Consider the following 21,830-nt stretch of genomic DNA (forward strand, 5'->3'; position numbering starts at 1 on the left):
GTTTGCAATCGCCGTTCCCCCTCGGCGCACCGGCGCGCTCGCCGGTTCGCGGCGCTCGGCTCGCGCGGGCTTGCTCAAGGCGAGGCCTTCGTCGCAGCGCGCCCCGCGGCGTCCGATCGCGCTCCACGGCGCAGCGCCACCCGCCCGAGCAACCCGACCGCCGCGATCGCCGCGGCGGCCACGCCCGCCGCCGGGAGCCAGCGCTCGCGTCGGGCCCGCCGCCGCTCGGCCGCGAGCCGCCGGCCGCCCGCCCAGAGCAGCGCGGCGCCCGCGGGCGCCGCGGCGAACGCCGCCAGCGTCGCGCGCGGCGTCACGTACACGTCCGCGGGCGCAGGCAGGTAGGCGCGCTCGGGGTAGTCGCCCGACGGCCCCTCGGGGCCGTGCAGCGCCGCCATGCGCACGACCTGGGCGAGGTGCAGCGCCTGCCTGTCGGTCGTCTGCTTGATCTGCTCGCGGCAGCTGAAGCCGTCGGCCACGACCAGCGCGTCCGCCGGCGCCGACCGGACCGCGGGCAGGAGCACGCGCTCGCCGCACCGGATCGAGACGTCGTACTTGGCGCCCTTCTCGAAGCCGAACGCGCCCGCCATGCCGCAGCAGCCCGAGTCCAGGAGCTCGACGTCGAGGCCCATGCCGTGGAGCACGTCGCGCTCGGCGTCCATCTCCAGGATCGCCTTGTGATGGCAGTGGCCGTGCACCACCGCGCGCCGATCGAGGCGCGGCAGCCCGCGCGCGCCTGGCGACGGACGGCCGGGATCGCCCCCCGCCGCCCCCTTCAGGAAGTCGCCGAACATGTGCGTCTGCTGCCGGAGCTTCGTCGCCAGCGGGTCGTCGGGGAAGAGCCCGTAGAGCTCGTCGCGGAAGACCGAGACGCAGCTCGGCTCGAGGCCGACCACCGGCACGCCGCGCTCGATCGGGTCGCGCAGCGCGCCCATCACGTCCCGCAGCAGGCGCCTGGCCGTCTTCAGGAAGCCGAAGTCGTAGAGGGGCCGGCCGCAGCAGAGCTGGCGCTCCGGGACGATCACCTCGTAGCCCGCCCACTCGAGCACCTCGGTCGCGGCGATCGCCGTCTCGGGGAAGAAGTGGTCGTTGAACGTGTCGGGCCAGAGCACGACCTGCGGCCCGCCGGCGTTGCGCCGTGGCCGCCCCTGGAACCACTGCCTGAACGACGTCCGCGCGAACGGCGGGATGCTCCGCTCGGGTGCGATGCCCGCGATCCTCTTCGCCACCGCCGCGAGCGCGGGCGTCTGCGTCACGAGGTTCGCGAGCCCTGGCGCGAGCTGCCCGAGGCGGGCCCACCAGTGGATGAGACCCATCGTGTAGGCGGCGCGCGGCCGCAGCCGCCGCGCGTAGTAATGGGACAGGAACTCCGCCTTGTAGGTGGCCATGTCGACGTGGACCGGGCACTCGCCCTTGCACCCCTTGCAGGCGAGGCACAGGTCGAGCGACTCGCGCACCTCGCGATCGCGGAAGCCCTGGAGCTCGCTCCCCTCCAGCATCTCGAAGAGCAGGCGCGCCCGCCCGCGCGTTGTGTGCTCCTCCTCGTGCGTCACCATGTAGCTCGGGCACATCGTGCCGCCGTCGTGGCGCCGGCACTTGCCCACGCCCACGCAGCGCAGGGTCGCGCGCGTGAAGTCGCCGTCGTCGTCCGGGAAACGGAAGTGCGTCTCCACGGCCGCGGGGCGGAAGTCGGCGCCGAGGCGGAGGTTCTCGTCGACGCGGTACGGGTCGACGACCTTGCCGGGGTTCATCCGGAACGAAGGATCCCACGCCGCCTTGAAGCGGCGGAACGCGGCGATGAGCTCCTCGCCGTACATCTTCGGCAGGAACTGCGCGCGCGCCTGGCCGTCGCCGTGCTCCCCGGAGAACGACCCTCCGTAGCGGACCACGAGATCGGTCGCCTCGTCGAGGAAGCGGGTCCAGTCGCGGATGCCCTCGGCCGTCGTCACGTCGAAGTCGACGCGGCAGTGCACGCAGGCCTGCCCGAAGTGGCCGTAGAGCGCGGGCCGGTAGCCGTGGCGATCGAACAGCGCGCGCAGGTCGCGGAGGTACCCTCCCAGGTTGTCGGGGTGCACGGCCGAGTCCTCCCAGCCGGGCCACGTGTCGGGCTCGCCCGGGACGCGCGCCGTCGCGCCGAGGCCGGATTTGCGCACGTCCCAGAGCGCGCTCTCCTGGTCGGGGTCGTCGTAGATCTTCATCGTCGGCGGGTTCGGCCCGCGCTCGAGGGCGCGCGCGGCGTCGAGCGCCCGCGCGTCGGCCTCCTCCCGCGTGTCGCCCCCGAACTCGGCCAGCAGGAAGCCGCCGCCCTCCGGGAGGTAGCGCAGGTAGCGCTCGTGCAGCCCCTTCTTGTGCATGTCCGTGATGAGGCGGTCGTCGATCCCCTCGAGCGCGATCGGCTGGAAGCGCATGACTTCGGGGACGTGATCGCCCGCGGAGAACACGTCCGGGTAGCCGAGCACAAGGAGCGTCCGGAACCTGGGCCAGCCGACGAGGCGCAGGGTCGCCTCGAGCACGGTGACGCACGTGCCCTCGGTGCCGACCAGGGCGCGCGCCACGTGGAAGCCGTTCTCCGGCAAGAGCTCGTCGAGGTTGTAGCCCGACACGCGGCGGGGGATCCGCGGGTAGCGGGCGCGGATGAGATCGGCGTACGTGTCACGGATGGCGCGCAGCTCGGCGTAGATGCGCCCGCGCCGCCCGCCCTCGCGGACGATGGCGTCGAGCTCCCCCTCGCTCGTCGGCCCCACGCGCAGCCGCAGGCCGTCGTAGGTCAGCACCTCGAGCTCGTGCACGTTGTCGGCGGTGCGCCCGCCGAGGACCGAGTGCGTGCCGCACGAGTTGTTGCCGATCATCCCGCCGAGCGTGCAGTACTCGTGGGTCGAGGGATCCGGCGCGAACGTCAGGTCGAACTCGTTCGCGGCGCCGCGGAGGGTGTCGAGCACCGTGCCCGGCAGGACCCGGGCGCGCTTGTTCGCGGGGTCGAGCGCGAGGACGCCGCGCATGTACTTCGAGAAGTCGAGCACGACCGCGACATTGCACGTCTGCCCGGCGAGGCTCGTGCCGCCCCCGCGCGCGAGGATGGGCGCGCCGTGCCGGCGGCACGCGGCGACGGCGGCGATCACGTCGTCCTTGTGGCGTGGGACGACGACGCCGATGGGCAGCTGCCGGTAGTTCGACCCGTCGGTCGCGTAGAGCGCCCGGTCGCCCGCGGTGAAGCGGACCTCGCCCTCGATCGCGCGCGAGAGGTCGTCCGCGAGCGCCTCCACCTCGGGGCCGGCCGCGGGCGCGAGCCGCACCCGCCGCTCGCCCGGGAAGCGGATCACGCCGCGATCGATCTCCCGCTGGACGGCCTCGGTGGGCCTGCCCTCCGCCGGCGCCCTCTCTCGCTCCTGCTCCTTCTCCTGTTCCTGTTCGACGTGCTGCATGATCTCTCCTCACACCGCGAAGCGCTTTGCGTCGGCGCGCCTCAGCGAGAGCCCCATGCCGGTGCGCCCGAGGTCCGGGGCGAGCGCGCCGCCAGCGGGCGCCGCCGCGCCGTCGAAGAGCATCCGCTCGATGCGGACGTGGTCATGAAAGAACTCGAGGTGCGCGAGCCGCTGCGCCGCGCACGCCGGGTGCAGGTGCAACGACGGGGCGCAGTGGGCCGACAGGTCGAGCGAGCGCGCCGACCGACGCGCGATGCACCTCGCCGGCCATCGTCAGCCCCGGTGCGGGATCCAGCTCTCGATCATGTCGCGGTACGCCTGCCGGACGACCCCGCGCCCGCCCGGGTCGCCCCGGAGCAGCGCCGACGTGAGCATCGTCGCCTGCTTCAGGGTGATGTGCGGCGGCAGCGGCGGGACCTCCGGGTCGGTGATCGCCTCCACCACCACCGGCCGGTCGACCCGGAAGGCCTCGTCCCAGGTGCGCGCGACCTGGTCAGGGCGGTCGATCCGCACGCCGCGCAGCCCGAGCGCCTCGGCGTAGGCCGCGTACGGGAAGTCGGGCAGCGTCTGGGACGCCTCGAGCTTGGGATCGCCGCTCATGGCGCGCAGCTCCCAGGTCACCTGGTTCAGGTCGCGGTTGTTGAGCACCAGCACGACGAGGCGCGGGTCCTTCCACTCGCGCCAGTACTTTGCGACGGTGATGAGCGTGTTGATGCCGTTCATCTGCATCGCGCCGTCGCCGACCATCGCGACGACCGGGCGATCGGGGAAGGCGAACTTCGCCGCGACCGCGTACGGCATCGCGGGCCCCATCGTCGCCAGCGTCCCCGAGAGCGAGGCCATCATCCCCGCCCGGATCTTGATGTCGCGCGCGTACCAGTTCGCCGACGAGCCGGAGTCGGCGGTCAGGATGCAGTTGTCGGGCAGCCGCGGCGACAGCTCCCAGTAGACGCGCTGCGGGTTCAGCGGATCGGCGTCGTTCATCGCCCGCGCCTCGAGCACCTTCCACCAGTCGGCGACGCTCTCCTCGAGCTTGCGCCGCCACGAGCGGTCCGTCTTGAGCTTGAGGTAGGGGATGAGCGCCCGCAGCGTCTCGGCGCTGTCGCCGATCAGGTTGACCTCCATCGGGTAGCGCAGGCCGAGCATCCGGCCGTCGATGTCGATCTGGACGCCGCGCGCCTTGCCCTCCTCCGGCAGGAACTCCGGGTAGGGGAAGTTCGAGCCGACCATGAAGAGCGTGTCGCAGTTGGCCATCATCTCCCAGCTCGGCTTGGTGCCGAGCAGGCCGATCGCGCCGGTGACCCAGGGCAGGTCGTCGGGGAGCGCCGCCTTGCCGAGCAGCGCCTTCGCGACGCCGCACCCGAGGATCTCGGCGGCGCGCACGATCTCCGGCGCGGCCCCGAGCGCGCCCTGGCCGATCAGCATCGCGACCCGCTTGCCGGCGTTGAGCACGTCGGCCGCGCGCCGCAGGTCCTCCTCCTTCGGCACCACGCGCGGCGAGGCGTATCCGATGCCGGAGTGCACGGTCCCGTGCGCGTGCGGGGGCTGCTCGACGGCGTCGAGTTCCTGGACGTCCTTCGGGACGATGACGCACGTCACGGTGCGCTCCGCCCTGGCGATGCGCATCGCGCGGTCGATGAGGTGGCGGAGCTGCATGGGAGAGGACGCCATCTGCACGTACTCGTGCGCGACGTCCTTGAAGAGCGTCAGGAGATCGACCTCTTGCTGGTAGTGCCCGCCGAGCGCGGCGCGGTCCTGCTGGCCGACGATGGCCACGACCGGCTGATGATCGAGCTTCGCGTCGTAGAGCCCGTTCAGGAGGTGAATGGCGCCGGGCCCCGAGGTCGCGAGGCACACGCCGACCTCGCCGGTGAACTTCGCGTGGGCGCACGCCATGAACGCGGCCATCTCCTCGTGCCGCACCTGGATGAACCGGAGGTCCGGAACGCGGTGGAACGCCCCGACGATCCCGTTGATGCCGTCGCCTGGATAGGCATAGACGCGCCGGACACCCCACGCGACGAGGCGCCTCAGCAGGAACTCGCCGACGGTCTGGCCCATGATTTCCCCCAGTCCGAGCTCGTACGTGAGCTCGACCCTGCGCGCCGTGCGACAAACGTGCCGCCTCGCGGCGCCGCGCGCTGCGTGCCGCGGCTGCGCGTGCGAGCGTGCGCTATGCGCGCGGGCGCAGGCAGGCGGGGCGGCTCACGTGAGGAGGCGCCGCCATGGGCTCGCGCGCCGCTACGAGTTCACGGCCCGCAGAGCTCGGGGTTCGGCGGCGGCGGCGCCGGGTACGCGTCGGTCGCCGTCTTCGCGAACTGGCACGCGAGATCGTCCGGCTGACACCCCGCCTGGGAGATGCACGCGCCGCTCTCGTCCGTCCCCTGACACAGGCACTCCTCATCTCCCGGGTCGCAGATCTCCACGAGCTCCATCATCCCTTCGTCCTCGTGGTTCAGCTTGTGGCAGTGCAGCACGAACTGTCCCGTGAACCTCCGGGGGTTCATGATCACGTCGCGCGGCCCGTCCTCGACCTGGACCCACATCGTGTCTCGCCAGTGGGCGAAGTTGGGCTCCTTGTTCGACTTGTTGGGGCACACAAGGAACGGGTTGATGTGGATATGGAAGGGGTGCCCGTCGAACGCGCGGATCTCCCACCGCTCCGAGCTCCCGACGGTCATGACCCGATCGCTCCGGTAGCCGCGGGCGCGCCGCTCGTCGAACTTGCGGCAGCTGATGTTCGGATCCGGGCAGATGCACACCGGCGCGTCCGGATCGACCTCGTGCGGGTGCTCTCCCGGGTCACAGGACATGAGCGCCACATCGCTGCTGAGATCCGGCGGCTTGCTCCCCGGCGTGGGCACAAGGAGCACCACCTTCTGGTGCACGGTCTCGACCGAATCGCAGCTCACCTCCATCTCCTCGCCGTCGACCGTGCCGGTCCACGAGGTGGGCGGCGCGAGCGCGGCCACGTCCGCCTCCGCGGGCAGGTTCACCTCGGTGGGCTCGCCCGCGCTCGGGTCCACATCGACGATCGCGATCACGCTCCCCAGGAGATCGTTCGGCCGGCGCCCGACGAGGCAGAGCGTCTGCTTGCCTTCAGGCATCTTCACCATGACGTCGGCGCGGTACCCGGGGGAGACCCACACCGTGTCGCTCCTGTAGAACTGCGGGAGCGTCAGCCCGTCGCGCGCGATCTGCGTCGTCTCGATGGGCGCCTTGTCGAAATCGGAGCACGAAGCGTCCTTCGCGACGTGGAGCTTCATCCCCATCTCGTCCGGGCTGCCCGCGTAGACCATGCGCCAGCGCTCCACCTGCCCGGGCGGCGTCGTGAGCCGCGGCCTGAGCTTGCCGTTGATCAGCGTGGCCCGGAGCGACTCGACAGCGAGGAAGTCGGTCACCGACAGGTTGTCCTCGGTGCAGGCCTCTCCCTCCTTCAAGGGCACCGTGTTCTGGTGATCGATGGGCACCTGCGTCATGACCATCACCCGCTCTCTGGCCTTGGCGATGCCGGGCAGCTCGTCGAGCGCGCCCTCGATGATGAGCGCCCCGGCGGCCCCATCCATGACCTGGATGGCCGTGGAGCCGTGGATGTGAGGGTGGTACCAGTCCGTGCCCTCGTGGTGGATCCCGTCCTCGTCGAGGTCCCAGCGGTACCGGGCGCTCTCGCCCGGCCCCACCTCGTGCAGCACGTGGTCGCCGAAATACCTCGCCTCGGGCGCGCAGCCGTCCCCCTCGCACGGGTCCGCTGGATCGTCCGTCGCGAAGTTGGGCTGCACGTGCAGGCCGTGGCCGTGCAAGTTCGTCAGGTTGAAGTCGTGGCACGACCTGTTGCCATGGCCCATCATGCTCGCGATCTCGCGGAAGTCGCTCTTCGTGAAGTCGTTATGCAGGTTCACGTGGACCTTGCGATCCTCGCCCTTCGGAATGCGGATCGTGGGGCCGCTCGTCATTCCGTTGTACGCACGGAGACAGAACCGCCGCCCGTCGATCTCGACCTCGCTCGGGCCGAAACGCAGCTCGTACGCTCCATCTGCGCCTGGCTGGAGCTCGGGGGGGTCCTCGTACGTGGACGTCGTCTGCGGCGTCGTGCTCGTCGTGCTCGTCTCCTCGCCTCCACCGCAGCCTGCGGGCGCCGCGAGGGAGAGGGCCAGCGCCGCGAGCGAGCCTGTGCGCGTGAGCGCGTGCGAATCGTCTCGTGCCATCAACTTGTCTCCTCCTTTCGCGACACTATCGAGCGGCGCCGCATGTGGATGGCCGAAGACGGTCACCCCTGGCTAGAATGCGGACAGTGGCAGGGTGTATGGACCTTGAAGAGCTTCGCGCCTTCCTCGCTGTGGTCGAGGCCGGCTCCTTCCTGGGCGCGGCGCGCGCGCTCGGCTCGTCGCGCACGACGCTCCGGCGTCAGGTCGCGTCGCTGGAGGCGCGCGCCGGCGTCCTCCTGCTCGAGAGCGTGCGGAACGGCGTCGTGCCGACGGAGGCCGGGCAGGTGCTCGCCCGGAAGGGGCGCGGCATGGTGCAGGAGGCGGCCGCGCTCCTGGCCTCGATCCGGGAGGTGGGCGACGCGCCCTCGGGCACCCTGCGGGTCATCCTGCCCGTGGGGCTGCCGCCGCACATGATGACGCCGCTCTTCGCCGCCGTTCGCGCCGCGTATCCGAGGCTCCACGTCCACTGCCGCTTCAGCAACGATCCGCTGGGGGAGGCGCTCACGGACATCGACATCGCGGTCCACTTCGGCGAGGACGCGCCGAGCGGACACTGGATATCGCACGTCGTCCTGCGCGTCCGCGAGTGGCTCATCGCCAGCCGCGCGTACCTGGAGCGGCGCGGCACGCCACAGACGATCGACGATCTGAAGCACCATGAGCTGTTCGCGTGGCAGGCCCCGGGCGAGGACGCGCGCACCTGGCGGACATGGCGGGGCGCGCCCTTCACCGTGGAGCCGGCCCTCATCGCGACGGACATCCACTTCATCCGGCACTGCTGCATCTCCGGCCTGGGCATCGGCCTCGTCCCCGACGCGCTCGTGGCCGACCCCGACGTGGGGCCGGACGTGCTCGTGCCGGTGCTGCCCGACGTGGTGGGGCAGGAGCGGCCTGTGCGGCTCAGCGTGCCGGGGGCGCTGTCGGAGATACCGAAGATCAAGGTGTTCATCGGGCACGTGCGCGCGTCGCTGGGGAAGCTGTAGCGCCATGGCAAGACACCACCGGAAAATCGCGACCTCGTGCGCTGCCGCTGCTGCGATGGCGGTGACCGGCTTCGCGGGAACGGCGCGCGCGCAGATCGCTGACGCGGTCTACGAGGACGTGAGGGACATCATCGAGGATCTGATCCAGCGGGAGGTCGCCGAGGCGGTCGCCCCCAACCTGGTGTGCCAGACGGCGCGCCTGGCGAGCGTGGATCACCACCTGCAAGAATACGCAGGGATCGTCGACAAGCTCGATGACGCGGCGGCGGGCCCCGAGAAGGACGCGCTCGAGAAGCGGCGCGACGAGCTGAGGCCCATTCTGCGGAGGGGGTTCCCGATCCTCACCTATTTCCCTCTGACGCTCCAGCGGCTCTTCCGGCGGCAGTTCAACGCGATCCGGACGAGCGTCGCGGACGAGGCCGCAGGCTTCGCGGGGCACATGGTCTATGTCGGGCTGACGTCGAACGAGGGCCAGATAAGAAGGCCGCAGGGTACGCAGAGCATCGAGCTCCTGCACAAGTTCGCGAGCGCCGACGACGCTCGCGCCGAGCGCGCCGCGCCCAGCAAGCTGACGTGGACCAGGCTCGACCCGCGGTCGTTGAACACCTGTGTGTCCGTGCTCAAGGAGGATCTCGCGTCGGGCGTCACCGACGCTGGCGCACCGTCGCCGCTCGAGAAGGACTGCGGCGCGAGCGCAGCGTCAGGGACCAGCTACGCGTGTGAGCTCGCGTTCGCCGTTCGCGCCATTCTCCAGAGGAAAGACGCCCTGGCGGAGGAGCACTTCATCAGGGCGGCGGCGGTCGTTGTCGGGGCGACCGCGGCGGAGGCCCTCGAGGTGACGGACGACGCCGCCAAGCGGAAGCTCCTGGACGAGGCGGTCCTTGTCACGAGAGACGTCCTGCGCGGCGGCAAGAAGCTCGACGAGATCATCCCTGTCCTCTTGTCTGCCGCGCCCGCCGCGCCTGCCGCGCCCGTCGCGCCAGGCGCCGCCGAGGCAGACGCAGCCGCTCGGGCCCGGGAGCTGCGCGCCAGGTTGACCAACCTCGATCGCCTCCGGGTCCAGTGGAATATCGGCACGCGGGGCGGCGCGAACAACCTGGATATTGTGAGCTTCGTGAACGTCATCGGCGCTGCCGGCGGCGCGCTCCGCGATCTCTGTGACAAGGACCTGATCGGCCAGGTCTGCGCTCAGATCGAGCGACAGTCCTCGGCGCTGACGAAGATCGGCGACCTCCAGGCGGACCTCTGGCCGGCGATCCGGCTCGCCAGCCAGGGAGAGTACGGGGAGGCAGCGAGCCGCGCGATCAGGACGTTCTTCTCCTCGCGGCCCGGAGGCGAGGGGGATCAGGTCGAGATCTACCGGCGCTTCGCCGAGTCGGTCATCGTCTACGTCCTCGCGACGGTCAATGACAAGATACCTTCGGACGCCGACCGGGCCGCGTTCCGGGACGCGTCCGTCGAGGTGCTCCGGGAGCTGGGCACGGGGGGCGGGATGGATCGCCCGTGGGGTCACGCCTTCTACAGGCCCGACATGGGGCTGCGCGTGTCGTGGAGCCCGAGCTACATCGACGGCGAGGGCGGATCGCCGAGGATCGTGCCGTCCGCGAACACCATCAACCTGCGCGGCGTCGTGCGTTATACGGATGCCTATTATCTCGCCCTCCAACCCTCCTTCATCGACCTCCTCGCCCCGCTGAGCGAGCTCGCGCTCCGGCGATCGGAGGCGGTCGAGTACGAGGCTTCGGGCCGCGTCCTCCTGAACGCCGTGACCCCTCGGATCGAGGTGATGGTCGGCGTGCCCGCCCTCTCGAAGCACCTCGTCGTCTCCGGCGGCGCTTCCCTGCGCCTGGCGGCGCCCTTCAAGAAGAAGGAGCAGGAGGGGTGCGACGGCACCTGCTATCGCTACAAGTTCCTCTGGAACAAGAAGGACGATGTCGTCTCGGACCCGGCTGGGTTCGGGTTCATCGAGTTCGGCTTCGGGGTCAAGTACCTGCTCTGAAGCATCTCCTCGAATTTTCGGGAGAATTCACAGGGAGGCGAGGAGACGAGGAGTAAAATCCCAGATCTCCCCGCCTCCTCGCCTCCCTGTTCAATTTTCCGCCAAAGATGCCGGGGTGCAGAGGAACTGAAGATGTATACTTGACAGTTGTAGTGTCTCGATGCAGGATGCTCCTCGTGATGACGTACAAGCTCGACGAGCTCGCGGGCGAGGCGGGGGTGGCGCCGCGCACGGTGCGCTATTACGTGCAGCGCGGCCTACTTCCGGCGCCGGAGTTCCGCGGGAAGGACACCTCCTACGGGCGAGAGCACCTCGCACGGCTGCGCGCCATCAAGGTCCTCCAGCAGGCGCACTTGCCGCTCGAAGAGATCCAGGCGCGCCTCGCGGGCGCGGGCCTCGACGAGATCGAGCGCATCGCCGCGGGGGCGCCGCCGCGCGGTCTGGAGGTGCGCTGCGCAGGGCCGGAGGAGGCCGCCGCGCCGCTGCCTGCCTCCACACCGCGCGCCGGCGCGCTGCGCGGCGCGCGCTGGGAGCGGATCGAGATCGCCGATGGGGTGGAGCTCCACGTGCGGACCGACGCCCCGGAGAGCTCGCGGCGCATCGCCCTCGATATCGAGTCTCGTTACACAACCCTTGCCCCGAAAGGCTCGCGATGAACCCCTCCCACGATCCTTCGCACCCGTCGCCGATGTCGTGTCTTCGCACCTCCGAGGGCCACCCGGTCCCGCTGCTCGGCGTCTCCCTCTCGGGCGAGGTCCTCGGCGGCGCAGCGCGCCTCGTCGTGCGGCAGCGCTACCGGAACGAGGAGCGCCGGCCGATCGAGGCGATCTACACCTTCCCGCTCCCCGGCGAGGCGAGCATCGCGGGCTTTGCCATGGAGTGCGCCGGCCGCAGGCTCGAGGGGGAGGTCAAGGAGCGCGAGGAGGCGTTCCAGGCCTACGACGAGGCGATCGCCACCGGTCATGGCGCGGCGCTGCTCGACGAGGAGCGGCGCAACGTGTTCACGGCGAGCGTCGGCAACCTCCTGCCCGGGGAGGAGACGGTCGTCGAGGTCACGTTCGTGCAGGCGCTCACGGCCGACGAGGGGGCGCTGCGGCTCATGATCCCGACCCTCGTCGCGCCCCGCTACATCCCCGGCGCGACAGGGGGCGACCGGACCGCGCACGGCGTCCAGGAGCCCACGGGCGACGTGCCCGACGCCGACCGCATCTCCCCCGAGATCGCGCGGGTCAACTACGGGATCACCGTGGATATCGTCTTCGACCTCGGGCGCGACGTCGCGATCGAGAGCCCCTCGCACGCGCTCTCGGTGCGCCGCGAGGAGGGGTATCGCCAGCGGGTCTCGCTCCGGAACGACAAGGCCGCGCTCGATCGGGACATCGTGCTGCTCGCGGCCGGCGCGCCAGGCGTGCAGGCAGGCATGGTGTGCGACAGGACCCCTGGCCAGGAGGGGACCTTTGCGCTCACCGTGGTGCCGGACCTCTTCGATGCACACGCGAAGCGGGCGTCCTCCCGGCGCGACGTCGTGTTCGTGGTCGACGTATCGGGATCGATGGAGGGCGAGTCGATCGACCAGGCGAAGCGCGCGCTCCGGCTGTGCCTCCGCCACCTCGCCGAGGGGGATCGGTTCGGGGTGATCGCGTTCTCCAACGGTTTCCAGGCGCTCGATCCGTCCCTCACCCCCTTCACACAGAGGACCCTGCAGGCCGCGGACGCCTTCGTCGACGGCCTGCACGCGGACGGCGGGACGGAGATGCTGGAGCCGCTGCTCGCGGCCGTGGGCATGCTCGTGGACGCGGAGCGAGACCGCGTGGTCGTGCTGCTGACCGACGGCCAGGTGGGCAACGAGGCGCAGATCGTCGATCGCGTCGTCAAGCAGGGCAAGGGGGTGCGGATCTACACGTTCGGCATCGGCACGAACGTGAGCGATGTGCTGGTGAGCGATCTCGCGCGCAGGACGGAGGGCGCCGCGGAGTTCATCCACCCGGGCGAGCGCATCGACGAGAAGGTCACGGCCCAGTTCGCGCGGGCGACGGCGGTCCGGGTCACGGGGCTCGAGGCGCGCTTCGAGGGGATCGACGTTGGCGAGCTCGCGCCGGCCGAGCGCCCCGCGCTCGTCGACGGGGAGCCGTGGGTGCTCTACGGCCGCTACGGGCAGCCGGGGATGGGCCGCCTCTCGCTGCGCGGGACCCTGCGCGGGGAGCGCTTTCACCTCGAGGTGCCGGTCGAGCTCGCGGCCGAGGCGTCGCGGCCCGGGCTCGAGGCGCTGTGGGCGGGCGCGCGGGTGCGGGAGCTAGAGGAGTCGGAGCGCGGGCTTTCCGGCAAGCGCGCCGAGGCGATGCGAAAGCGCATCGTGGACCTCGCGGTCCGGCACCGGGTGGCGTCGAAGCACGCGTCGTTCGTGGTGATCGAGCGGCGGACGGGCGATCGGCGGGCCCACGGGCAGCCCGAGGCGCGGCCCGTGCCGGTGAGCGCGCCGGCGGGGTGGGGGATGTCGAGCCACCGCGGCCCGGCGGCACCCGCCGCCGTGTACGCCGCGATGCCGGTGGGCGGGGGCGGCCCGATGCGGGGCGGCCCGGTCGTGATGAAGCCCAGGCTCGCCGCGCCCGCTCCCGCGGCGGCCGCCGCCCCGCCCAGGCCGGCGCCGGCCGCGGGCGGCCTGCTGGCGCGCGCCAAGCAGCTCTTCCAGCCGAGCGCAGGAGCCGCGGCCGCGGGCGGCTCGGACGAACGGTCGGTGAGCTTGGGCGCGCCCCCGGCCGCCGCCGCGCCGGGCGGCCCCGCGTCGCCGCACCTCGTGCCCCCGCCGGCCCCGGCCGCCGCGCCGGCGCCGAGCGTCGTGTCCAAGGGGAGCCCGTCCCAGGGCGACGGCCTGGGACGCCTCTTCGAGGAGCAGCTCGCGTCCGGGCTCTGGGAGCGCGGCGACGCGACCGATCTCGGCCGGCTCTCCAGCACGGCCCTGTGCCTCGCGGCGTGCCATGACCAGGGCGTCGATTCGGCCCACCCCATCTACGGCGCCCAGGTCGCCAAGGCGATCGAGGCGCTCTGCGCGCTGGCCGGGTCGCTCCTCCAGCGCGGCGGCGCCGACGGGGAGGTGGCCGCGGCGCTCGCGGCGGCCTACCTCGCCGCGAGCGGCCGGCGGCTGCGGGCGCAGGTCCGCGACGCCGTGGCGGCCGCTGCGCCGGAGGCGGTGCGCGCGCTGCTGGGCGAGCTCGGGGACGCTGCGGCGCTCAGGAGAAAGGTCGACGCGCTGCGCGGCGCATGACGAGCGCGCCGCGGCCGGATGGCCGCGGCAGCCCTCGCGCCGCCCTCACGGATACGTGTCGTCCCCGCCCTTCGTGCCGGCTCCCGGGCGGGCCGCGCCAGCCGGGCGGGCCGCGCCGCCCGCCGGGGCTGCGCCAGCCGGTGCCGCTCCAGCCGGTGCCGCTCCAGTCGGGGCTGCGCCAGCGGGGGCCGCGCCAGCCGGTGCCGCACCCGTCGGGGCTGCGCCAGCCGGGCGAGCGGGGCCCTCCGGGAGCTGCGCTGTCCCCTCGATCACGATCTCCACGCGCGGCTCCTGCGGTTGCGCGGTTGCGCCGCCGCCCGCGTCGGCAGGCGGCAGATCGGCGAAGCTCGCCAGGCTGAGCCGCGCGAGAGGCACGCCGGCCTCCTTGGGCTGCGCCAGGAAGAGCAGCACGGCGCGCGCCTGGGCGACCGTCACGTCCCAGCCGTTGCGCCACGCCACGCCCGGCGTGCCGCTCGCTGTGTGGCCGACGACCTGGTAGCCGAGGCCCTTGAGCGGCTCGTTGTTGCGGATGATCGCGGCGATGTCCCGCAGGATCTTCTCTCCGGCCGGAGAGAACGCGTCGCGGTTCCCCTTGAACAGGACCCGGGTCGGGATCGAGATGACCACGCGGCCGTCGCGCGGCGCGACCGTGACCTCCCCGGCGGCGACCGGGAGGAACGCCCGGAGCACGCCGCTGTCGCGCTCGGACGCCGGGCGAGCCGCGGCCGCCTCGCCGCGCGCGGGAGGCGGCGCGCCGAGATCGATGCCCTCCGCGCCCAGTGGATCTTCCAGCGACCGCGCCGGCGCTCCTCCGCGCGCGGTTTCCTCTTCCAGCCGGCGAACGCGCTGCTGGCTGAGCTGCAGCTCGCGCTGGAGGCGCTCGGACCTGTCCAGCTGGGCCTGCATCTCGAACTCGGTGTAGCCGCACCCAGCGAGCAGCGCGGGCGCGAGCAGCGCGGTCAGGAGGCGCCTGGCGCCCGCCGTCCGGACGCGGAGGGCAGGGGAGACCCCGGCGCTTCCCTTCACACTCACCTCTGTGACACCCAAAGCAGGCAATTGCACTTGGCAGGCTCCTTCTCGCCGGATCATCCGGATCCATCCTCCTCGCGCCGGTGCGCTGAGCGGCGGGAGCCTATCCGAGCGGTCCTGGTCCTACAAGGCACGGGCCGAGCTCAACGCGGGCGCAGGACCGCGCCGACCAGCGCCGCCGCGGAGGCGAGCGCGAGCGAGATCCCCTCGCCGGTGATGGCGTCGATCCGGTGATGGCGTCGATGTAGCCCGCCGCGTCGCCGACCAGCACGAAGCGGTCGTCGTGGAGCCGCGCCGACGCCCGCTCGAGCGGGCCGCTGCCCCGCGCCGTCGCCGCGGAAGGCCGCCCATCTGCGCCGCGTACGAGGGCCCGAGCGCCTCCTCCTCGGCGCGGATGCGCACCGAGAGCACGAGCGCGTTGGGCGCTCATGGCCGGCGGCAGTCCCGCACCGGGGCAGGCGGCCGACCACGGCGATTTCGCCGTCAGGGGCTCCCCGGCTTCACCGAATCTTGCGCGAGGAAGGCTCGCGCGCTTCACGGTTGATCCTTGCCGCCCGCTGCGCCAGAGGTCTCCCGGGAATGGCGAGCCCCCGGGCCCCGGCGCTCGTCGCACAGCAGATATGGCTCAAGGTTACCTCTTCCTCATCATCGCCCTCCTCTTCAACGCGACCGCGAATATCCTCATGAAGCTCGCTTCGCGGCGCGTCCCTCCGATGGAGGGCCTCTCGCTCGTCCAGAAGGGGCTCGCGCTCGCGACGAACTACCACCTCGTGCTCGGGCTCGTGCTCTTCGCCTCGAACATCCTGTTCTACGTTCTGGCGCTCAAGCGCATCAACCTGTCGGTCGCCTATCCGATCATGTCCTCGGGCGGCTTCCTGATCATCTCGGTCTTCTCCGTCTACTACCTGCGCGAGACCCTCACGACGCTGCAGATCGGCGGCATCGTCCTCATCGCGGCGGGCATCGCGATGGTCGCGTACAACATGAGCTAATCCGCGGCGGTGGCTGTGGTAGCTTGCGGCAGCGCGCCGTCGTGCGCCCGAACGCCCCCACCTCGGAGAGAGCATCCATGCCCGACCGATCGATCCCCTGCGCCCTCCTCACCGTGCTCCTCGCGATCGCCGGCTGCGGAAGCTCCTCGGACGACGAGGGCACGCAGCCCGCGCCCGGCGCGCCCGCGATGACCTGCGACAGCGGGGAGCTGATGATCCGGACCGAGCTCTTCTTCGGCCTCGATCGGTTCGATGAGCCGCCGGTCACGCAGGAGGAGTGGCAGGACTTCGTCGATACGGTCGTGACCCCGCGTTTCAGGGACGGGCTGACGCAGTTCGACGTCGACGGCCAGTACCTCGCGACGACGGAGGAGCTGATCCGGGAGGACAGCAGGCTGATCATGCTCCTCCACGACGGCGGCCAGGTCGCCTCGGACAGCATCGAGGCCATCCGCGAGGAGTACAAGCGGCGCTTCAACCAGGAGTCCGTGCTGCGGATCGACGAGCCCGTCTGCGTCGATTTCTGACGGCGGACCGCCCGCGCGCCTGGCCGAGGAGAGCAGGGCCTTTCTCTATCGCGAGGCTCCCTCGCCGTCCTCCCCCGCGCACCGCGCCAGCGCGCCATCCGCGCACCCTCCCCGGGGCTGACCTCCTCGACCCGCTCGCTGCCGGCGCCCGTGACGCGCGGTTCCCCTTCGCGAGTCGACGGGTGTCTCAGGCGGACCCGCGACCCCGGGCGCCGAGAGCCAACATCGCAGACGCCCGGCCTGCGCCCAAGACGCCCCACCGTGTCATCCTCCAGCGATGTATCCGCGCCTCACGCCGCACCTGCCCTGCAGCGCTCGGTCGGCGGACTGAATCGATCGGTAGATGCGCTGTCTTCTCGCGTCGCTCTCCGGGATGTTCAGCGGCGGCGAGGGCAAAACGCGTATGTCGAACACGCATGTATTCGCCCAGAACAGGTCTTGTTGAGCCTGTGTAATCTCGTGCAGTCTGGAATAGTCTTGATTTAAGAGGGTTGTGGGGTCAGAACAGCACCCGTGCTGATGGGCTCAGCACATCGCGCGCATCGCACCATATTCCATCTCGGGCATGCTGCAATCCACTCGTGGCGCCCGGACGGTGCGCGTTCGGCGCGAGCGATTCCCTCTAGTTCGGTTCGGAATAGGGAGGCACACGTGTTGATGAGGCGTTTGCGAGGGCTCAGGTGGGCCGCGGTGATGAGCGTCGCCATGGGATGCGCGGACGCCGATGCTCCGTTCGTCGACGAGGAGTCGGGGCAAGACGAGCAGGCGATCGTCGACTCGTCGTATGTGCCAGCTTCGGGGAGGACCATTTACGCCGATGTCGTCGCGATAGACCAGCTGATCGTCTATGATCGCTATGACGCGTTCAACCCGGGGGGGATGGTCTATGCGCTCCGGAGGGACGTCGAGGCCGCCGATCCATCGAAGCCGGTCGGCCCGGGCAACGCCGTGCTGCGGCCGGACAAGCGCCCGAGGCCGCTCGTCCTGCGCGTGAACGCCGGCGACAACCTCGTCCTGTCGTTCACGAACTGGCTCACGCCGAGCGGCGCGGCGCTCCCGGCCCTCTCCCCGACGACGCGTGACGCGTCCATCCACGTGGTCGGGCTCCAGATCCGGAACATCGCCGCGCTCGGAGGGAGCGTCGGGCAGAACAAGAGCTCGCTGGCGGCGCCGGGCGAAACGCGCACCTACGAGCTCGTCGCCGGCCGCGAGGGCGCGTTCCTCATGCACAGCGGGGGCGCCATGGCCGGCGCGGACGGCACCGGAAGGCCGCTGCGGCAGATCTCCCAGTCGATGTTCGGCGCCGTCATCGTCGAGCCGAAGGGCGCCGTCGCGTACCGCTCTCAGGTCACGGCCGAAGAGCTCCAGGCCGCCTCGGGCGGGCCCCCGAACCGGGACGGCACGCCGCGCATCAACTACGACGCGCGCGACGCGTCGGGCGAGCCGATCCTGCGGATGATCAACGATGGAGGCAAGATCGTGCACGGCGATCTCAACGCGATCATCACCGGCTTCGATGAGACCGAGGTCCGGGCCGGGTCCGCGAGCCGTGGTTACTTCCGTGAGTTCACCGTGATGTTCCACGACGATCTGGGCTCCGTCCAGGCCTTCCCTGAGCTCCAGAGAGACCCGACCTATCACAGCGTGCGCAGCGGCTTCGGCATCAACTACGGCGCAGCCAGCCTCGGCGGGGCCGTCCTCGCCAACCGGAGGAAGATCGGTCCCACCAGAGCCTGCGCGGAGTGCAAGTTCGAGGAGTTTTTCCTGAGCTCATGGGCAAACGGAGACCCGGCGCTGAACATCGAGCGAGACGAGGGAGGCAACGCGGTTCGCGCCCTCTACCCGGACGACCCCTCGAACGTCTCCCACGCCTACCTCGGCGACCCCGTCCGCATCCGGAACCTGCACGCTGGCCCGACCGAGACGCACGTCTTCCACGCCCACGGCCACCAGTGGCTGCGCTCGCCGAACAACGACGACAGCGCTTACATCGACTCCCAGACCATCGGCCCCAGGGCGGCCTTCACCTACGACATGAGCTACGGCGGGGGCGGCAACCGCAATCTCGCCGCGGGAGACGCGATCTATCACTGCCACCTGTATCCCCACTTCGTGCAGGGGATGTGGGGGCTCTGGCGCAACCACGATGTCTTCGAGGCGGGCACGCCGGACCGGAACCTGCCGGACGGCGAGATCGCGATCGGGACGCCCACGCCCGCGGTCGTGCCCATCCCGGAGCTGGCGATGGCGCCCATGCCGACCTACGAGCCGACGTCGGTCTCGCTGCCCGATGGACGCAAGGTGGTGCGCAAGGCCATGCCCGGTTATCCCTACTACGTCGCCGGGCTGGCCGGGCACCGTCCGCCGCAGCCGCCGCTCGACATCGAGCATGACGGCGGGCTGCCGCGCCACCTCATCACGAGCGTCCCGCCGGGCGGCGACGAGCGCGGCGCCCGCGGCATCTTCGACGTGCAGATCCATCGGGCCAACGTGAAGCTCCTGCCGCCCGACGGCACCGGGGCGGAGGTCGCAGCCGCCGAGTTCCACGCGGGGCTGTTCCCGGGCGCTGTCTCGACCACGGCCCGCTACGGCTTCCCGGTCAAGGGCTATCCGGCCTTCACCCCTGGCGGCGATGAGGCGCTCTTCCTCGTGAACGGCCAGCCCCCTGCAGCCGGCGCGCCCTTCGCCGATCCCTGCCCGCCGGACGCGAAGGTGCGCACCTACCGCGCGGCCTACGTCCAGGTCGACGCCATGGTGAACCGCGCCCGCTGGCACGATCCCCAGGCGCGCATGATCGTCCTCGAGCAGGACTACGCGGCCACGGTCGAACGCACGAGGCCGCCGGAGCCGCTCTTCATCCGCGCCCGCTCCGGCGAGTGCGTCGTCTTCCACGCCACGAACACCATCCCGGATGCGCTCCAGGCGGACGATTTCCAGATGTTCACGCCCACCGACATCGTCGGTCAGCACATCCATCTCGTGAAGTACGATGTCACCTCGTCGGACGGCGGGGCCAACGGGTTCAATTACGAGGATGGGACGTTCGCCCCGGAGGAGGTCGTGGCGCGCATCAACGCGGCCAACGCCCTCGGCGGCGCGCTGGCCGCCGACGGCACGGTGCGCGAGTCGGGCGCGCGCGTGACGCTCGAGGCGACGCGGCACCCGCGCCTCGCCGGCGTGCCGCTCGGGGCGCAGATCACGACGCAGCGCTGGTGGGCCGATCCGGTGGTGACCGCGACGGGGAAGGAGCGCCCCCTCGGCACGGCCTTCACCCACGATCACTTCGCCGCCTCTTCCCACCAGCACCATGGCCTGTATGCAGCCCTCGTGGTCGAGCCCGACGGATCGACCTGGCGCGACCCCACGACGGGGGATCTCTTCGGCACGCGTTCCGACGGCGGGCCGACGAGCTACCGCGCCGATATCCTGTTTCCGTCCGGGGACAAGCGGACGCCGTTCCGCGAGTACAACCTGAGCTTCGCCGACTATGCCATCGTCTACGACGAGTGCGGCAAGCCGGTAAACTCGCCGGCCACGTTCGCGGCGCCGCTGCCGCAGGCGATCGCCCACGGAGGGCTCCTCCGCGAGCCCGTCTCCTGGCGCGATCCTGGGGCGGGGTTGATCAATTACCGGCACGAGCCCATCCCGCTGCGCATCGCCGACCGCGATTGCGCGACGGGCGCGACCACGCCGAAAGCCGGCGACGCCGGCGAGATGCACAACGTCTTCAGCTCGAAGGTGAGTGGCGATCCCTTCACGCCGCTGCTCCGCGCCTACGCGGGGGACCGCGCGGTGATCCGCCTCACCCAGGGCGCGCAGTCGGAGCAGCACGTCTTCTCCCTGCACGGGAAGAAGTGGCTCAGCGACGGCTCCGATCCGGACAGCGGCTTCTCGAATGGGCAGCCGATCGGCGTCTCGGAGCAGATGGATGTCGAGCTCGTCGCGGATCCACTCTTCGCGAAGAACAGCGCTGGCGGCGCCGACTACCTGTACCAGAGCGCCACGACGGACGACCTGTGGGAAGGGATGTGGGGGCTCATGCGCGTCCACGGCGAGCCGGTCCACGACCTCCTGCCGCTCCCGGACGCCGCGTCGCGGCGCCTCCCGAGCTCGCCGCCCGCGGTGTGTCCGCCGGACGCGAAGGTGAGGGCGTACGTCGTTCATGCGATCTCCGCGGCAGGCAACCTGCCCGACGGTCGCCTCACCTACAACAAGGAATACGGGCTCTACGATCCCGACGCCATCCTGTTCGTCCACGAGGCCGACCTGGGCGCCCTCCGGTCGGGCCAGCTCGCGCCGGAGCCGCTCATCCTGCGCGCGGCCGCCGGCGAGTGCGTCAACGTCACGCTCGTCAACGACCTGCCCGTAAGCCCGCCGAAGAAGCCTCACTGGAACTACAACCCTCCCATCGTCGAGGGCTTCAACGTCAACCAGGTGAGGACCTCGAACCGCGTCTCGCTGCACCCGCAGCTCGTGGCCTACGACGTGAACAAGGGCGACGGCGCCAACGTGGGCCAGAACCCCGACCAGACGGTCGCGCCGGGCGGGCGGCGGACATACACGTGGTACGCGGGCGACGTCTCCGTCTCGCCCCTCGGCGACGTCAAGTGGCAACCCGTGGAGTTCGGCGCGATCAACCTGAAGGACATGGCGGACGTGGTGAACCACGGCATGCACGGCGCGATCGGCGCGCTGATCGTCGAGCCCGCGAACGCCACCTGGTATCCGAAGCCGAACACGCGCGCGTCGTTGTTTGTGTCGTACCGGGACCAGGCCGGCGTCGAGCGGTGGTTCCGCGAGGTCGTGCTCTTCTACCAGGACGAGGTGGCCCTGCACTCCGATGATGCGCGGTTCCAGTGCGAGGATGCGTCCAAGAGCTGCGGCACCGCGCTCCGGAACATCGTGGGCGAGGCCGACGCGGACGGCACCGGCCACAAGGCATTCAACTACCGCACTGAGCCGCTGTGGGCGCGCCTCGGCGTGCGCCCGGAGCGGCGGATCGGCGAGCTTCCGGACCTCGATATCAGCGACATCTTCAGCTCGGTGGAGCACGGCGATCCAGCGACGCCGCTCTTCACGGTGGGGCGCTACGACACCCTGCGCGTCCGCGTGCTGCAGCCCTCGGGGCACCGGCGCCAGCACTCCTTCAGCCTCTGGGGCGCGGAGTGGGCGCACAACCCGTGGGCGCAGGGCTCGTCCTCCCGGGTCATGGGCCCGAACCCGGCGTCGTTCGCGATCGGCGCGCAGAGCGGTATCAGCCCCATGACCGCCTGGAACGTGAATCCCTTCTTCCGGGCAGGCGGGATGTTCGAGGTCCCCGGTGACCGCCTGTACCTCGATCAGGCGAGCTTCCAGCTCGCCGGCGGGCTCTGGGGCATCGTGCGCGTCACGGAGTGAGCGAAAGGACGAGATCG

11 protein-coding genes and 1 pseudogene are annotated in these 21,830 nt (G+C 71.1%); 7 read left to right on the top strand and 5 right to left on the bottom strand.

Annotated elements, in window-relative coordinates; translation table 11 throughout:
- Positions 1 to 74: 74 nt before the first annotated feature.
- The 4 genes and pseudogenes from WME79_RS11535 to WME79_RS11550 form a co-directional block, all read right to left on the bottom strand.
- Positions 75 to 3,419 carry an FAD-binding and (Fe-S)-binding domain-containing protein gene (locus WME79_RS11535; RefSeq protein WP_437534818.1) on the bottom strand — a complete coding sequence of 1,115 codons (3,345 nt, stop codon included), beginning with the start codon at positions 3,417 to 3,419 and terminating at the stop codon, positions 75 to 77.
- A 9-nt stretch (positions 3,420 to 3,428) separates the two neighbouring features.
- Positions 3,429 to 3,647 (bottom strand): annotated as a pseudogene (locus WME79_RS11540) (enolase C-terminal domain-like protein); the annotation flags it as partial.
- A 45-nt stretch (positions 3,648 to 3,692) separates the two neighbouring features.
- Complete coding sequence (locus WME79_RS11545; protein WP_437534819.1) at positions 3,693 to 5,480, bottom strand: thiamine pyrophosphate-requiring protein; 1,788 nt, start codon at positions 5,478 to 5,480, stop codon at positions 3,693 to 3,695.
- 188 nt (positions 5,481 to 5,668) lie between these two features.
- Positions 5,669 to 7,624, bottom strand: coding sequence for a multicopper oxidase family protein (locus tag WME79_RS11550; protein ID WP_437534821.1), 1,956 nt, complete (start codon positions 7,622 to 7,624; stop codon positions 5,669 to 5,671).
- Between the two features lie 98 nt (positions 7,625 to 7,722).
- Here WME79_RS11550 and WME79_RS11555 point away from each other — a divergent pair, with 98 nt between their 5' ends.
- The 4 genes from WME79_RS11555 (at position 7,723) to WME79_RS11570 (ending at position 13,868) form a co-directional block, all read left to right on the top strand.
- Entirely contained in the window at positions 7,723 to 8,607 is an 885-nt protein-coding gene (locus WME79_RS11555) for a LysR family transcriptional regulator (RefSeq protein WP_437534822.1), read from the top strand.
- A gap of 4 nt (positions 8,608 to 8,611) precedes the next feature.
- The gene (locus tag WME79_RS11560) at positions 8,612 to 10,606 is read left to right on the top strand and encodes a hypothetical protein (RefSeq protein ID WP_437534824.1); all 1,995 of its coding nucleotides are present in this window, start codon (positions 8,612 to 8,614) and stop codon (positions 10,604 to 10,606) included.
- A gap of 179 nt (positions 10,607 to 10,785) precedes the next feature.
- Positions 10,786 to 11,262 carry a helix-turn-helix domain-containing protein gene (locus WME79_RS11565; protein WP_437539824.1) on the top strand — a complete coding sequence of 159 codons (477 nt, stop codon included), beginning with the start codon at positions 10,786 to 10,788 and terminating at the stop codon, positions 11,260 to 11,262.
- Positions 11,259 to 13,868: a VIT domain-containing protein gene (locus WME79_RS11570; RefSeq protein ID WP_437534826.1), complete on the top strand. Its 2,610-nt coding sequence runs from the start codon at positions 11,259 to 11,261 to the stop codon at positions 13,866 to 13,868. Before WME79_RS11565 ends, WME79_RS11570 begins: the two co-directional genes overlap by 4 nt.
- Positions 13,869 to 13,913: 45 nt before the next feature.
- Here WME79_RS11570 and WME79_RS11575 read toward each other — a convergent pair whose 3' ends face one another.
- A complete protein-coding gene (locus tag WME79_RS11575; protein ID WP_437534828.1) occupies positions 13,914 to 14,894 on the bottom strand; it encodes an OmpA/MotB family protein in 981 nt (326 codons plus the stop codon).
- Positions 14,895 to 15,517: 623 nt separating this feature from the next.
- Here WME79_RS11575 and WME79_RS11580 point away from each other — a divergent pair.
- The 3 genes from WME79_RS11580 to WME79_RS11590 all read left to right on the top strand — a co-directional run bounded on the left by WME79_RS11580 (position 15,518) and on the right by WME79_RS11590 (position 21,813).
- Entirely contained in the window at positions 15,518 to 15,889 is a 372-nt protein-coding gene (locus tag WME79_RS11580) for a DMT family transporter (RefSeq protein ID WP_437534830.1), read from the top strand.
- Between the two features lie 77 nt (positions 15,890 to 15,966).
- Positions 15,967 to 16,416: a DUF3574 domain-containing protein gene (locus WME79_RS11585; RefSeq protein WP_437534831.1), complete on the top strand. Its 450-nt coding sequence runs from the start codon at positions 15,967 to 15,969 to the stop codon at positions 16,414 to 16,416.
- A gap of 705 nt (positions 16,417 to 17,121) precedes the next feature.
- Positions 17,122 to 21,813, top strand: coding sequence for a copper oxidase (locus tag WME79_RS11590; protein ID WP_437534833.1), 4,692 nt, complete (start codon positions 17,122 to 17,124; stop codon positions 21,811 to 21,813).
- The last annotated feature ends 17 nt before the right edge of the window (positions 21,814 to 21,830 follow it).

This window comes from Sorangium sp. So ce726 (genome assembly GCF_051521405.1).
In the GTDB taxonomy this organism is placed as follows: Bacteria; Myxococcota_A; Polyangia; order Polyangiales; family Polyangiaceae; genus Sorangium.

Excerpts from the sequence above, each read along its gene's own strand:
- WME79_RS11545 (WP_437534819.1), bottom strand. The coding sequence starts at position 5,480 with ATGGGCCAGACCGTCGGCGAGTTCCTGCTGAGGCGCCTCGTCGCGTGG.
- WME79_RS11580 (WP_437534830.1), top strand. The coding sequence starts at position 15,518 with ATGGCTCAAGGTTACCTCTTCCTCATCATCGCCCTCCTCTTCAACGCG.
- WME79_RS11550 (WP_437534821.1), bottom strand. The coding sequence starts at position 7,624 with ATGGCACGAGACGATTCGCACGCGCTCACGCGCACAGGCTCGCTCGCG.
- WME79_RS11570 (WP_437534826.1), top strand. The coding sequence starts at position 11,259 with ATGAACCCCTCCCACGATCCTTCGCACCCGTCGCCGATGTCGTGTCTT.
- WME79_RS11555 (WP_437534822.1), top strand. The coding sequence starts at position 7,723 with ATGGACCTTGAAGAGCTTCGCGCCTTCCTCGCTGTGGTCGAGGCCGGC.
- WME79_RS11565 (WP_437539824.1), top strand. The coding sequence starts at position 10,786 with ATGACGTACAAGCTCGACGAGCTCGCGGGCGAGGCGGGGGTGGCGCCG.
- WME79_RS11590 (WP_437534833.1), top strand. The coding sequence starts at position 17,122 with ATGGGATGCGCGGACGCCGATGCTCCGTTCGTCGACGAGGAGTCGGGG.
- WME79_RS11535 (WP_437534818.1), bottom strand. The coding sequence starts at position 3,419 with ATGCAGCACGTCGAACAGGAACAGGAGAAGGAGCAGGAGCGAGAGAGG.
- WME79_RS11560 (WP_437534824.1), top strand. The coding sequence starts at position 8,612 with ATGGCAAGACACCACCGGAAAATCGCGACCTCGTGCGCTGCCGCTGCT.
- WME79_RS11585 (WP_437534831.1), top strand. The coding sequence starts at position 15,967 with ATGCCCGACCGATCGATCCCCTGCGCCCTCCTCACCGTGCTCCTCGCG.